Here is a 13,599-nt window from a genome sequence, read left to right on the forward strand (position 1 = left end):
CCCCTTGCACGGCAAGGGGGTTCGGATATAACGTTCAGGCACACCAATAAGGAGAGGCTATGCTGGGTTTAAAGCAGGTTCATCACATTGCAATCATTGCCACCGACTATGCCGCCAGTAAGGCGTTTTACTGCGATACGCTGGGATTTACCCTGCAAAGTGAGTTTTACCGCGAAGAGCGTGATTCCTGGAAAGGCGACCTGGCGCTGAATGGTCAGTATGTCATTGAGCTCTTTTCGTTCCCCTTCCCGCCGGCGCGTCCGTCCCGGCCCGAAGCCTGCGGTTTACGTCATCTGGCGTTCAGTGTGGATGACATTGACCAGGCGGTAGAGCATCTTGAATCCCACGGTGTTAAGTGCGAAGCCATCCGTATCGATCCCTTCACCGGAAAGCGCTTCACCTTTTTCAACGATCCTGATGGCCTGCCGCTGGAGCTCTACCAGCAGTAACGCTTGCCTCGCCAGGGAATGCCCGGTAACGTGCCGGGCACCTTCCTGGATAAATGACGACGATGACCACAGCCGACCTTCAGCAAGCTCTTCACCCGTACCGCCGACTGCTGGTGGGCTTTAGCGGTGGCCTGGATTCCACGGTATTGCTGCATCAGCTAATGCTGTGGCGGGAACAGGAGCCGGACCTTGAGCTGCGCGCTATCCATATTCACCATGGCCTGAGCCCCCACGCCGACAGCTGGGTCGCCCATTGCCAGCACCTGTGCCAGCAGTGGAATATCCCGCTGATCGTGGCGCGGGTAACGCTGGCGGAGGAGGGGCTGGGGCTGGAGGCGCAGGCGCGTAAAGCGCGTTATGCCGCCTTTCGTGAGGCCCTGTTGCCGGATGAAGCGCTGGTCACGGCGCAACATCTGGACGATCAGTGTGAAACTTTTCTGCTGGCGCTAAAGCGCGGCAGTGGCCCGGCGGGGCTGTCGGCCATGCCCGCGCGGGCGCGTTTTGCCGGTACCGAACAAATTCGCCCCCTCATTGGTGAAACGCGAGACTCGCTGCTGGCCTGGGCGCAGCGTTGGGATCTGCGCTGGATTGAGGATGAAAGCAACCAGGACGACAGCTATGACCGCAATTTTTTGCGTCTGCGCGTCCTGCCGCTGCTGGCAGAGCGTTGGCCGCATTTTGCTCAGGCCACCTCCCGCAGCGCCACGCTGTGCGCGGAGCAGGAGCACCTGCTGGATGAACTGCTGGCAGACGAGCTTTCAACATTAGTCTCCCCAGACGGGGCGCTGGCTATCGCGCCGCTGCAGGCGATGAGTGCGGTACGCCGGGCCGCGTTGCTGCGCCGATGGCTGGCGCTGCACGGGGCGTTAATGCCGTCACGCGACATGCTTAATCGCATCTGGGATGAGGTGGTGCTGGCCCGGGAAGACGCGGCACCGCGGCTGCGTTCCGGCGAAGGTGAAATTCGTCGCTTTCGCGGTCAGCTGTGGTGGGTGAAAGTCCACGCCTCGCTGGCCGATCGGGTTATCGACTGGCCGTTGCTGGAGCGGCCCCTCTCTCTGCCGGAAGGGCTGGGTACGCTTCATCTCAAGACGGGGGGCGCTCTTCGACTGCCGCGGGCAGATGAGCCCGTGACGGTGCGCTTTCGCGCCAGCGGTACGCTGCACATTGTCGGGCGAAACGGCGGACGCAAGATCAAAAAAATCTGGCAGGAACTTAACGTTGCCCCCTGGCATCGGGACAGCACGCCGCTTCTATTTTACGGAGAAACGTTGGTGGCAGCGGCGGGGGTGTTTATAACGCATGAAGGGGCGGCTGAAGCGGAGCGGGGCGTAGAGCTGGAGTGGAAAACGTAACGGGCAGCAGGCTGCCCGTTACACGGGATCAGGACTCGCTCACCACAACGGTGCCGATTTCGGGATGACTGAAGCTGGCTATTTTATCGAGACGCAGTTCGCGCGTTGCGCCGCCTTCTTCCACAACCAGATACTCCACGTTCTTACGGGAAACCAGATCGTTCGCCCTGGCCTTCAGCACTTCGCCATCTTTTAACGCCAGCGTAAGAAGCAGGTGATGCTGGCAGGCGAGTTCGAGATTGTCGTAATCATCGCAGTTAATAGGTTGATAGGTATCATTCATTGACATAATCGCTCACCAGTAAATTCGCAGCAGCATATGCTGCTTTTTCTCTGACCGATTCTGAAAGCGTGCCATCCGACGCCATTTCATTCAGAACTTTCAATACACAGCCCAACGCATCGGGGATATACCCCAGATCGCCGCTGGCAATCTCCGCATACCGTTTGCGAATTAGCTCACAATAATTATCCACATCCCCTCCTGCCAGCGCACTGACTTTACTGTGAGATACCATTAAGCCTACGAAGATAAACTCGGTTTAGCAAGGTGACTATACCATACTCATTTAAGCAATATCAGCAGGTTGATGTCGCAGACATTCTCAAGCCTGTAACAGCCTTTTGGCGGAGATTTCGCTACAATGCGCACCTGATTCGAAAGGAGTTCTCTCATGGCGCTTAAAGCGACAATTTACAAAGCCGCGGTCAATGTGGCGGATTTAGACCGCAATCAGTTTCTGGATGCGACCTTGACGCTGGCGCGTCATCCCTCCGAAACGCAAGAGCGCATGATGCTGCGCCTGCTGGCGTGGATTAAGTACGCCAATGAGCGCCTGCAATTTACCCGCGGGTTAAGCGCGGAAGACGAGCCGGAAGCCTGGCTGCTCAACGATCATCTGGGTATCGATCTCTGGATTGAGCTGGGCCTGCCGGATGAGCGTCGCATCAAGAAAGCCTGCACGCAATCTGCTGAAGTGGCGCTCTTTACCTACAACAGCCGCGCAGCGGAGATCTGGTGGCAGCAGAACAAGAATAAGTGCGCCCAGTTTGCCAACCTGTCTGTCTGGTATCTGGATGATGATCAACTGGCTAAGCTGAGCGCATTTGCCGGTCGAACCATGATTCTGCAGGCAACCATTCAGGATGGCGCCATCTGGCTGTCGGATGCTGAGAATAATCTGGAAATTCATCCGGAAGCCTGGCAGTCCCGTTCATGATCGTAGTCTCCCGAACCGTCGCCCTGCCCGATCATGAAGTGGAGATCACCGCGATCCGCGCCCAGGGAGCAGGGGGCCAGCATGTGAACAAAACCTCAACGGCTATTCATCTGCGCTTTGACATTCGGGCATCCAGCCTGCCAGAGTATTATAAAGAGCGCCTGCTCGCCGCCAGCCATCATCTGATCACCTCTGACGGCATCATTATTATCAAGGCGCAGGAGTACCGCAGCCAGGAGATGAACCGGGAAGCCGCGCTTGCCCGGCTGGTGGCGGTAATACAAGAGTTAACGGCAGTGCAAAAAAGCCGGCGGGCAACCCGCCCGACACGCGCATCGAAAGAGCGCCGTCTGGCTTCTAAATCACAAAAATCGACCGTCAAAGCACTGCGTGGCAAAGTTCGAGGCCCCCAGGATTAACGGGGAGCAGGCGGGTTGAGAAAAGGAATCTGATGTGAAAACAGCAATATTTTCAGTGGTGGCTGCAGGCGCGCTGGCCATCCTGATGGGATGTCATAACCGGGCAGAGGTGCAGGCGCTGGAGCCAGCCCATGAAGAGGCGCTAAAACCGATGCAGCAGAGCTGGCGGGGCGTTTTACCCTGCGCCGACTGCGAAGGTATCGAAACCTCACTGTTTCTGGAAAAAGATGGCACCTGGGTAATGAACCAACATTATCAGGGGGCAAAGGCGCCTTCCTCTTTCGCCAGCTATGGCAGCTGGGCGCGAACAGCGGATAAGCTGGTGCTGACGGACACGCAGGGCGAAAAGCACTATTTCCGGGCGAAAGGCGAAGGGCTGGAGATGCTCGATCGGGAAGGAAATCCGATCGAGTCGCAGTTTAACTACACCCTGGCGCCCGTTAACGCTGCCCTGCCATCAACACCAATGGCGATGCGCGGCATGTATTTCTATATGGCTGATGCGGCGAGCTTCACCGACTGTGCCACCGGCAAAAAGGTGAGCGTAGCGAATAACGCGCAGCTGGAGCGGGATTACGCGGCGGCGCGCGGAAATGATACTAAACCGGTGCTGCTCACCGTGAACGGGCATTTTACTCTTGAGGCCAACCCGGACAGTGGTCAAAGCGTTAAAACGCTGATAGTCGATAAAGATGCAGCCTTCCAGGCTGGCAAAGATTGTCAGTCTCGTTGAGAAGCTGGGCCGGAGGGGGTTGCCGGCCCAATTATCAGGGCCTGAGTCCTACAAAGCGACGCGTTTTGATGTAAATTCCGGGTTTGAGATGGCCAATGTACCGTAGCTCTGTTTCAGGTTTATAGGTGGAGATATCGCCTTCACGCATATGCATCAAATCGGCAGGGCTTATCCAGCCCGATTCTGCCATCGTCAGCGGGTGACCCGCCTTCAGGAAGGCATCGCTAACAAATTCCGAACAAAACCACGCCTTTTTTTCATCTTCGCTTGTTCTGCTTAATTGCGCAGTGGCAAAGCCGCTAACGCACTGCTGGCGAAAAGTTTCTGAGAAGGGATTCAGCGAACATAACTGTTTTGTCACCATGAAGGGAACAAACTCAATTATTCCCCGATAGTTATAGCGGCTATGTTGCGCCTGCTCAGCAAATACTCTGATGGTTGCCGCTTGCTCGGGTGTCAGGTTGGGCACCCTTAAAGCGAATAATTTGTCGCTGTGCTGCATGGCATCTTCCAGGCTTATAATTTGCACCCCGTTGCCTGTCGCTTCTGCCACATCATGATTGCCGAGATAAACTGCAACGTGACTGACGGACGAGGTACTGAGCAGGCGAATGCCAAGGGACGTAATCCCGATGCTGGATGAGAAGAGAAGATCGCCAGCTTTAAGCTCTTTTTCGGTGATTTCGAGCAGCTTTTTTTCTGAAAGAGAACTCTGGCGCTGCAGTTTGATTGCCCATTTTTTCGACTGAGCCTCTACCGCATTTGCTGCGCTTTCCTGTCTGCTGACATCAAGCGTACAGCCGGAAAATAAAAAGAGAGAGGGAACGAGCAGGCGATGCAACGCCCTGTGCATTTTCATATCTTTTACAATCCTTGTAAAAAAAGAGGCCCTGAAAATCAGGGCCTCTTACGACATCAACCTTTGATGTTTTTGATTAAATACTCAAGCACGTCACCGGTTTTGATCATCTGCTTCTCACCGTTACGACGATACTTATACTCGATCTCGTCATTATCGAGGTTACGATCGCCGATCACGATGGTGTGCGGAATACCGATCAGTTCCATATCCGCAAACATCACGCCTGGGCGCTCTTTACGATCGTCCATCAGCACTTCGATACCCTGCGCACGCAGCTCGCTGTAGAGTTTTTCCGCCAGCTCCTGCACACGGTAGGACTTATGCATGTTCATCGGCAGGATCGCCACCTGGAACGGAGCGATGTTGTCCGGCCAGACGATGCCACGCTCGTCGTAGTTCTGCTCAATAGCGGCAGCAACCACACGGGTCACCCCAATACCGTAGCAGCCCATGGTCAGGATCTGGTTACGGCCATCTTCACCCTGAACGGCGGCGTTCAGCGCGCGGGAGTATTTATCACCCAGCTGGAAGATATGCCCGACTTCGATACCGCGTTTGATCATCAGGGTGCCGTTGCCGTCCGGGCTTGGATCGCCTGCCACCACGTTACGAATATCCGCCACTTCTGGCGTCGCGACGTCGCGATCCCAGTTAATACCGAAATAGTGTTTGCCGTCGATGTTCGCGCCAGCGGAGAAATCGCTCATCGCGGCGACCGTGCGGTCAACCACAACAGGAACAGGCATATTCACCGGACCCAGAGAACCTGGACCCGCGTTGACGACGGCGCGAATTTCCGCTTCCGTTGCGAAGGTTAACGGGCTTGCAACCTGTGGCAGCTTCTCGGCTTTCACTTCGTTCAACTCGTGATCGCCACGGACCAGCAGAGCAACCAGCGGGTAGGCGCTGCCTTCGGTGGATTTCACCAGCAGGGTTTTGACCGTTTTTTCGATCGGCAGATTGAACTGCTCAACCAGCTCGGCGATGGTTTTCGCGTTTGGTGTATCAACCAGCTTCATCTCTTCGGTTGCCGCAGCACGTGGCGCTTTTGGCGCCAGAGCTTCTGCAAACTCAATGTTCGCGGCGTAATCAGAGGAGTCAGAGAAGATCACATCGTCTTCACCGCTCTGTGCCAGTACCTGGAACTCATGGGATGCGCTACCGCCGATAGAACCGGTATCAGCCTGAACGGCGCGGAAATCCAGCCCCATGCGGGAGAAGATTTTGCTGTACGCTTCGTACATCTTGTCATAGGTCTCCTGCAGCGATTCCTGAGAAGTGTGGAAAGAGTAAGCATCTTTCATCAGGAATTCGCGAGAGCGCATGACGCCAAAACGTGGACGCACTTCATCACGGAATTTGGTCTGGATCTGGAAGAAGTTCAGCGGCAACTGCTTGTATGAGCTCAGCTCGTTGCGGATCAGATCGGTAATGACCTCTTCATGCGTTGGGCCGAGAACGAATGGACGATCGCCACGATCGGCAATACGCAGCAGTTCCGGACCATACTGCTCCCAGCGACCACTCTCCTGCCACAGTTCAGAGGGCTGAACTACCGGCATTAACACCTCGATAGCACCGGCGTTATTCATCTCTTCACGCACGATGTTTTCGACTTTTTTCAGGACGCGCACGCCGGTCGGCAACCAGGTGTATAACCCGGAGGCCAGCTTGCGGATCATCCCGGCGCGCAGCATCAGCTGGTGGCTGATCACCTCGGCGTCGGCAGGTGTCTCCTTCAGAGTGGAGAGCAGATATTGGCTAGTACGCATGTTGTTACGGTTCCATTTCGAAGAGTGGAACAGGCTGACCGGCAGCCTGACACAAAAAAAGTGGTTTAGTTTACCAGTGTGGCAAAGATGCCAAAAGAGAAGAGGATAAAATTACTGCGGCTCGAGGGCAAACACTTCAAAGCCCGCCGCGGTAACGCGCCAGCGAACGTTAAAATCCAGCAACAGGACGGCGTAGGTTTTCCCGGCCTCTTCCTCTTTACGGTAGGCCGGACGGGGATCCTGGGCCAGCACGTCGATGATAAATTCCCGCAGTCGAGGATAGCGCTTCTCCAGCTGGATCAACTGGGGGGTGAGCGCATCGGTAAACCAGACCGGCGTATCTGCCTGGGGGGCCTGCTGGGCGTAGCTGGCACGCGCATCCGGCAAGGCTTCTGCAAAGGGCAGGTAAGGTTTGATATCCACTACGGGCGTACCGTCCACCAGATCCAGGCTGCCAAGCTCCAGAATCACCTGATCCTTCTGGCAGCGAATGCCTTTCAGTTCGATGAGCGACATACCGACAGGGTTTGGACGAAAGGTCGAGCGCGTGGCAAACACTCCCATTCGGGCGTTACCGCCGAGACGAGGTGGGCGCACGGTAGGGCGCCAGCCGCCAGCCATGGTCTGATGAAAGATAAACAGCACCCACAGGTGGCTGAACGCTTCCAGTCCGCGCACGGCATCGGCCTGATTATAGGGCGCGAGCAAGTGAAGTTCGCCGCTACAGCTTTTCACCAGACCAGGCTGGCGTGGCACGGCAAACTTCTCTTTATAGGGTGAGCGAATAACGCCTATCTGCTCGAACTGGAATGCACTCATTTCGCCGAGACGTTAAGGGCAGAACCTACGCAAACGGCCTGACGATAGCAGCCAGGTGTGCCGCTGGTAACTTCGCAGCTGTGCAGCAGAACCGCATTGGCCTTCATTTTAGAGGCATTGATCTGCATGCGTTTACGCGCAGTAGGGATATTTGGAGGAGAATCCTGGTTGGTGGCCTGGCAAGATTCGCCCGAGACTTCACCCAGATCGCGGAACGGTTTACCCACTAAATCTTCAGCCTTGGTATAGATTCTGACCGGCGCAGGACGTGGTGCTTTTGGCTTTTCAGGCTCCACTTTCGGCGGGGTTGCTGTGCTTTTAACAGGTTCAACAGGAGATCTGCTTAGCATAGAACAACCGCTCAGCATCAGTGCTAAAAGACAGATCGGTAAAGCACGCATATTGTTTCCTCAATGAATAATCAAATCGTCAGATATTGAATCAGTTGCCTGCATAAATGACAAGACGGGCTTACGCCCGTCCTGAATGATATTACACAAAGGTAAGATTACCAGCCTTTAACTGCACCACCGTTAAAGACTTTGTTTGCTTCCTGGTAAACTTCATCAGACTGGTAAGCCTGTACGAACTTCTTCACGTTTTCCGCATCTTTGTTATCTTCGCGGGTAACGATCAGATTAACGTACGGAGAGTCTTTATCTTCCACGAAGATACCGTCTTTCGCTGGCGTCAGGTTAATCTGGCTGGCGTAAGTGGTGTTGATAACCGCCAGGGCGATCTGCGCATCATCCAGAGAACGTGGCAGCTGTGGCGCTTCCAGCTCAACAATTTTCAGGTTTTTTGGATTCTCGGTCACGTCCAGAACGGTCGGCAGCAGGCCAACACCATCTTTCAGTTTAATCAGACCCACTTTCTGCAGCAGCAGCAGGGAACGGCCAAGGTTGGTTGGATCGTTAGGTACTGCTACCTGAGAACCGTCCTGCAGTTCTTCTAATGATTTGATTTTTTTGGAGTAGCCCGCGATTGGGTAAACGAAAGTATTGCCCACCGCAACCAGCTTGTAGCCACGATCTTTGATCTGCTGATCCAGGTACGGTTTGTGCTGGAAGGCGTTAGCATCGATATCGCCTTTGCTCAGCGCTTCGTTAGGCAGTACATAATCGTTAAACGTCACCAGCTCCACGTCCAGGCCATACTTCTCTTTCGCCACTTTCGCTGCCGTCTCTGCAACCTGCTGCTCCGCACCGACGATAACACCCACTTTGATGTGGTTTGGATCTTTTTCGTCCTGGCCACAACCTACCAGTGCCAGAGAGCCGATCAGCGCGCCTACCGCAGCAAAGGTCTTAAATTTAAACGCCATGTTTTTATCCTTAACTCGTCGAGTTTGTGTTGTGTAACGTTATTTGTGCGTAACAGCCCGGACGATGCGATCGCCAGAGAATTGAATGAGATAAACCAGTACAACCAGCAGAACCAGCACGGTATTCATAACGGTAGCATTGTAGCCAATGTAACCATACTGATAGCCGATCTGTCCCAGACCGCCGGCGCCTACCGCACCACCCATCGCTGAGTAACCCACCAGAGTAATGAGCGTGATGGTGGCCGCGTTGACCAGACCTGGTAATGCTTCTGGCAGTAAGACCTTGCGAACGATCTGCATCGGCGTCGCACCCATGGCGCGGGACGCTTCAATCAGGCCCGATGGGATCTCTAACAGCGCGTTCTCAACCATACGGGCGATAAACGGTGCCGCGCCCACGGTCAGGGGGACGATGGCAGCCTGCAGGCCAATGGACGTGCCCACAATAACGCGAGTGAAGGGGATCATCCATACCAACAGAATGATGAAGGGAATGGAACGGAAGATGTTCACCAGCGCGGAGAGCGTGCGGTAAAGTTTTGCGTTCTCAATTATCTGGCCCGGACGGGTAACGTACAGCAGCACGCCCACCGGCAGACCAATGACAAAACCGAAGAAGCCCGATACGAAGGTCATCGCCAGCGTTTCCCATACGCCGCGTGCCAGCAACCACATCATTGCCTCAGACATAACCCAGTACCTCAACTTTTACATGATGCTCTTGCAGCCAGGCGATCGCCGCCTGCGTATCTTCTTGCGTACCGTGCATTTCAGTCAGCATGATGCCGAACTTCACGCCACCGGCGTAATCCATCTGCGCGCTAATAATGTTGTTGTTCACATTGAAGCGGCGGGCAGTTTCTGACAGCAGCGGGGCATCCACTGACTTGCCGGTAAACTCCATCCGCAGCATTGGAACGCTGTTTGCTTCTGGTTGTGCCTTTAAACGTGCCAGATAGTCTTCCGGAATATCCAGATGCAGCGTGGCCTGAATAAACTGCTGCGCCAGTGGGGTTTTCGGATGCGAGAACACTTCGCTGACGGTGTCTTGTTCAATCAGTTCACCCTGGCTTATCACCGCCACACAGTCGCAGATGCGCTTAACCACATCCATCTCGTGCGTAATAAGGAGGATGGTCAGCCCCAGGCGACGGTTAATGTCCTTTAAGAGCTCCAGAATCGAGCGGGTCGTTGCCGGATCCAGGGCGCTGGTGGCTTCGTCACAGAGCAATACTTTAGGATTACTGGCCAGCGCACGCGCAATCGCCACGCGCTGTTTTTGTCCGCCGGACAAGTTGGCCGGGAAGGTGTCGTGCTTCTCGCTCAGACCGACCAGATCCAGCAGTTCGCTAACGCGACGTTTGATTTCGTCTTTGGGCGTGTTATCCAGCTCCAGCGGCAGGGCAACGTTGCCAAACACGGTGCGCGAAGAGAGCAGGTTAAAGTGCTGGAAGATCATGCCAATCTGGCGGCGGGCTTTAGTCAGTTCTGCTTCTGAAAGCGTAGTCAGTTCCGTACCATCAACCTGAACGTGGCCTTCGGTCGGGCGTTCAAGCAGGTTAACGCAACGAATGAGCGTACTTTTACCTGCACCTGAGGCGCCAATGACGCCATAAATCTGTCCAGCCGGAACATGCAGGCTAACGTTGTTCAACGCCTGAATGGTACGGTTCCCTTGCTGGAACACTTTGGTGATATTCGAAAGTTTAATCATTAGATTATTTTTATCGTATGTAAGTTAGCCGTGGCATTTTCTGCTGCCTGATACGGGCGATGACCGTCAACAAAACGGATGTTAAGGCATCCAGACGTCTAAATCAATCCAACTCTGCGCGATGAGCACTTTCTTGCGCAGTGAAACATGAGATACTACGCAGACATCCCTATTCAGGAGCAAACCGGTGGCAAAATCAGTACCCGCAATTTTTCTCGATCGTGACGGCACAATTAATGTCGATCATGGTTATGTGCATGAGATAGACGAATTTGAATTCATCGATGGCGTTATTGAAGCCATGCGTGAATTAAAAGAGATGGGATTTGCGCTGGTGGTCGTCACCAACCAGTCAGGTATCGCGCGCGGTAAATTCACCGAAGCACAGTTTGAGACCTTAACGGAATGGATGGACTGGTCACTGGCGGATCGCGGCGTTGATCTGGACGGTATCTATTATTGTCCGCATCACCCACAGGGGACCGTAGACGAGTATCGCCAGACCTGTGATTGCCGAAAACCACACCCGGGTATGCTCACTTCCGCACAAGAGTTCCTTCATATAGATATGAGCGCTTCATATATGGTGGGCGATAAACTGGAAGATATGCAGGCAGCTGCCGCGGCAGGCGTGGGTCATAAAATTCTGGTGCGTACTGGCAAGCCTGTCACGCCTGAAGCGGAAAATGCAGCGGATTGCGTGATTAACAGCCTGGCAGTGCTGCCGGAAACCATCAAAAAGCAGCAAAAATAGGCGTTGTGGCGAAAAGGTGAGCGGTTGAAATAAAATTGTCTTTTTCCGCTTGTCAGCGCCGAAGAACTCCCTATAATGCGCCTCCATCGACACGGCAGATGTGAATCACTTCACACAAACAGCCGGGCCGGTTGAGGAGAAAAGCGAAAATAATCGCTTGACTCTGAAAGAGGAAAGCGTAATATACGCCACCTCGCAACGGTGAGCGAAAGCCGCGTTGCACTGCTCTTTAACAATTTATCAGACAATCTGTGTGGGCACTCAAAGTGACATGGATTCTTAACGTCCTCGGACGAAAAATGAATACCAAGTCTCTGAGTGAACACGTAATTCATTACGAAGTTTAATTCACGAGCATCAAACTTAAATTGAAGAGTTTGATCATGGCTCAGATTGAACGCTGGCGGCAGGCCTAACACATGCAAGTCGAACGGTAGCACAGAGAGCTTGCTCTCGGGTGACGAGTGGCGGACGGGTGAGTAATGTCTGGGAAACTGCCTGATGGAGGGGGATAACTACTGGAAACGGTAGCTAATACCGCATAACGTCGCAAGACCAAAGAGGGGGACCTTCGGGCCTCTTGCCATCGGATGTGCCCAGATGGGATTAGCTAGTAGGTGGGGTAATGGCTCACCTAGGCGACGATCCCTAGCTGGTCTGAGAGGATGACCAGCCACACTGGAACTGAGACACGGTCCAGACTCCTACGGGAGGCAGCAGTGGGGAATATTGCACAATGGGCGCAAGCCTGATGCAGCCATGCCGCGTGTATGAAGAAGGCCTTCGGGTTGTAAAGTACTTTCAGCGAGGAGGAAGGCATTGTGGTTAATAACCGCAGTGATTGACGTTACTCGCAGAAGAAGCACCGGCTAACTCCGTGCCAGCAGCCGCGGTAATACGGAGGGTGCAAGCGTTAATCGGAATTACTGGGCGTAAAGCGCACGCAGGCGGTCTGTTAAGTCAGATGTGAAATCCCCGGGCTCAACCTGGGAACTGCATTTGAAACTGGCAGGCTTGAGTCTTGTAGAGGGGGGTAGAATTCCAGGTGTAGCGGTGAAATGCGTAGAGATCTGGAGGAATACCGGTGGCGAAGGCGGCCCCCTGGACAAAGACTGACGCTCAGGTGCGAAAGCGTGGGGAGCAAACAGGATTAGATACCCTGGTAGTCCACGCCGTAAACGATGTCGACTTGGAGGTTGTGCCCTTGAGGCGTGGCTTCCGGAGCTAACGCGTTAAGTCGACCGCCTGGGGAGTACGGCCGCAAGGTTAAAACTCAAATGAATTGACGGGGGCCCGCACAAGCGGTGGAGCATGTGGTTTAATTCGATGCAACGCGAAGAACCTTACCTACTCTTGACATCCAGAGAACTTGCCAGAGATGGCTTGGTGCCTTCGGGAACTCTGAGACAGGTGCTGCATGGCTGTCGTCAGCTCGTGTTGTGAAATGTTGGGTTAAGTCCCGCAACGAGCGCAACCCTTATCCTTTGTTGCCAGCGGTTAGGCCGGGAACTCAAAGGAGACTGCCAGTGATAAACTGGAGGAAGGTGGGGATGACGTCAAGTCATCATGGCCCTTACGAGTAGGGCTACACACGTGCTACAATGGCGCATACAAAGAGAAGCGACCTCGCGAGAGCAAGCGGACCTCATAAAGTGCGTCGTAGTCCGGATTGGAGTCTGCAACTCGACTCCATGAAGTCGGAATCGCTAGTAATCGTAGATCAGAATGCTACGGTGAATACGTTCCCGGGCCTTGTACACACCGCCCGTCACACCATGGGAGTGGGTTGCAAAAGAAGTAGGTAGCTTAACCTTCGGGAGGGCGCTTACCACTTTGTGATTCATGACTGGGGTGAAGTCGTAACAAGGTAACCGTAGGGGAACCTGCGGTTGGATCACCTCCTTACCTTAAAGAACCTGCCTTTGTAGTGCTCACACAGATTGTCTGATGAAAATTAGCAGTAAAAAATCTCTGCAGGCTTGTAGCTCAGGTGGTTAGAGCGCACCCCTGATAAGGGTGAGGTCGGTGGTTCAAGTCCACTCAGGCCTACCAAATTTGCAACGCAAATTTGAAGAGATTGACCACGATGGGGCTATAGCTCAGCTGGGAGAGCGCCTGCCTTGCACGCAGGAGGTCTGCGGTTCGATCCCGCATAGCTCCACCATCTTTACTGCG

General features: G+C 54.2%; 15 protein-coding genes, 2 tRNA genes and 1 rRNA gene. 9 read left to right on the forward strand and 9 right to left on the reverse strand.

What is annotated here, in order from left to right; all coding sequences use genetic code 11:
• The first annotated feature begins 59 nt into the window (after window positions 1-59).
• A complete protein-coding gene (locus tag GNG29_RS04395; RefSeq protein ID WP_103178348.1) occupies window positions 60-449 on the forward strand; it encodes a VOC family protein in 390 nt (129 codons plus the stop codon).
• Window positions 450-511: 62 nt separating this feature from the next.
• Entirely contained in the window at window positions 512-1,804 is a 1,293-nt protein-coding gene (gene tilS, locus GNG29_RS04400) for a tRNA lysidine(34) synthetase TilS (protein ID WP_103178349.1), read from the forward strand.
• 28 nt (window positions 1,805-1,832) lie between these two features.
• On the opposite strand, the gene rof is transcribed toward tilS, so the two are convergent.
• On the reverse strand, window positions 1,833-2,093 hold the full coding sequence (gene rof, locus GNG29_RS04405; protein WP_103178350.1) for a Rho-binding antiterminator: 261 nt from the start codon (window positions 2,091-2,093) through the stop codon (window positions 1,833-1,835).
• Window positions 2,080-2,280, reverse strand: coding sequence for a YaeP family protein (locus GNG29_RS04410; protein ID WP_156653938.1), 201 nt, complete (start codon window positions 2,278-2,280; stop codon window positions 2,080-2,082). The genes rof and GNG29_RS04410 overlap by 14 nt, the downstream gene beginning before the upstream one ends.
• Window positions 2,281-2,478: 198 nt before the next feature.
• On the opposite strand from GNG29_RS04410, the gene GNG29_RS04415 reads away from it, so the two are divergent.
• Genes GNG29_RS04415 through nlpE form a run of 3 tightly spaced genes read left to right on the forward strand, consistent with a single transcriptional unit; the run spans window position 2,479 to window position 4,176 of the window.
• Window positions 2,479-3,024, forward strand: a complete 546-nt coding sequence (locus GNG29_RS04415; RefSeq protein WP_103178352.1) for a YaeQ family protein — start codon at window positions 2,479-2,481, stop codon at window positions 3,022-3,024.
• Entirely contained in the window at window positions 3,021-3,443 is a 423-nt protein-coding gene (gene arfB / locus GNG29_RS04420; RefSeq protein ID WP_103178353.1) for an alternative ribosome rescue aminoacyl-tRNA hydrolase ArfB, read from the forward strand. The genes GNG29_RS04415 and arfB overlap by 4 nt, the downstream gene beginning before the upstream one ends.
• Window positions 3,444-3,477: 34 nt before the next feature.
• Window positions 3,478-4,176, forward strand: a complete 699-nt coding sequence (gene nlpE, locus GNG29_RS04425) for an envelope stress response activation lipoprotein NlpE (protein ID WP_156653939.1) — start codon at window positions 3,478-3,480, stop codon at window positions 4,174-4,176.
• Between the two features lie 34 nt (window positions 4,177-4,210).
• Here nlpE and GNG29_RS04430 read toward each other — a convergent pair whose 3' ends face one another.
• The 7 genes from GNG29_RS04430 to metN form a co-directional block, all read right to left on the reverse strand.
• Entirely contained in the window at window positions 4,211-5,035 is an 825-nt protein-coding gene (locus tag GNG29_RS04430; RefSeq protein WP_103178355.1) for a YaeF family permuted papain-like enzyme, read from the reverse strand.
• A gap of 56 nt (window positions 5,036-5,091) precedes the next feature.
• On the reverse strand, window positions 5,092-6,810 hold the full coding sequence (proS, locus tag GNG29_RS04435) for a proline--tRNA ligase (protein ID WP_156653940.1): 1,719 nt from the start codon (window positions 6,808-6,810) through the stop codon (window positions 5,092-5,094).
• Between the two features lie 111 nt (window positions 6,811-6,921).
• Window positions 6,922-7,629: a tRNA (N6-threonylcarbamoyladenosine(37)-N6)-methyltransferase TrmO gene (gene tsaA / locus GNG29_RS04440; RefSeq protein WP_103178357.1), complete on the reverse strand. Its 708-nt coding sequence runs from the start codon at window positions 7,627-7,629 to the stop codon at window positions 6,922-6,924.
• Window positions 7,626-8,030 (reverse strand): Rcs stress response system protein RcsF, encoded by a 405-nt coding sequence (rcsF, locus tag GNG29_RS04445; protein WP_103178358.1) that lies wholly within the window; start codon window positions 8,028-8,030, stop codon window positions 7,626-7,628. Before rcsF ends, tsaA begins: the two co-directional genes overlap by 4 nt.
• Before the next feature lie 107 nt (window positions 8,031-8,137).
• Window positions 8,138-8,953, reverse strand: a complete 816-nt coding sequence (gene metQ, locus GNG29_RS04450; RefSeq protein ID WP_039030286.1) for a methionine ABC transporter substrate-binding lipoprotein MetQ — start codon at window positions 8,951-8,953, stop codon at window positions 8,138-8,140.
• Between the two features lie 39 nt (window positions 8,954-8,992).
• A complete protein-coding gene (locus GNG29_RS04455; protein ID WP_039030285.1) occupies window positions 8,993-9,646 on the reverse strand; it encodes a methionine ABC transporter permease MetI in 654 nt (217 codons plus the stop codon).
• A complete protein-coding gene (gene metN, locus GNG29_RS04460; RefSeq protein ID WP_156653941.1) occupies window positions 9,639-10,670 on the reverse strand; it encodes a methionine ABC transporter ATP-binding protein MetN in 1,032 nt (343 codons plus the stop codon). The genes GNG29_RS04455 and metN overlap by 8 nt, the downstream gene beginning before the upstream one ends.
• Before the next feature lie 187 nt (window positions 10,671-10,857).
• On the opposite strand from metN, the gene gmhB reads away from it, so the two are divergent.
• From gmhB to GNG29_RS04480, 4 genes are all read left to right on the forward strand, one after another.
• A complete protein-coding gene (gene gmhB / locus GNG29_RS04465; RefSeq protein WP_103178360.1) occupies window positions 10,858-11,424 on the forward strand; it encodes a D-glycero-beta-D-manno-heptose 1,7-bisphosphate 7-phosphatase in 567 nt (188 codons plus the stop codon).
• Between the two features lie 365 nt (window positions 11,425-11,789).
• Window positions 11,790-13,329: ribosomal RNA gene (locus GNG29_RS04470) — 16S ribosomal RNA — on the forward strand.
• Between the two features lie 70 nt (window positions 13,330-13,399).
• Window positions 13,400-13,476 (forward strand) — tRNA-Ile (locus GNG29_RS04475).
• A gap of 36 nt (window positions 13,477-13,512) precedes the next feature.
• Window positions 13,513-13,588: transfer RNA gene (locus GNG29_RS04480), tRNA-Ala, on the forward strand.
• Window positions 13,589-13,599: the final 11 nt, after the last annotated feature.

Source organism: Leclercia sp. Colony189 (assembly GCF_009740165.1).
Lineage (GTDB): Bacteria > Pseudomonadota > Gammaproteobacteria > Enterobacterales > Enterobacteriaceae > Enterobacter.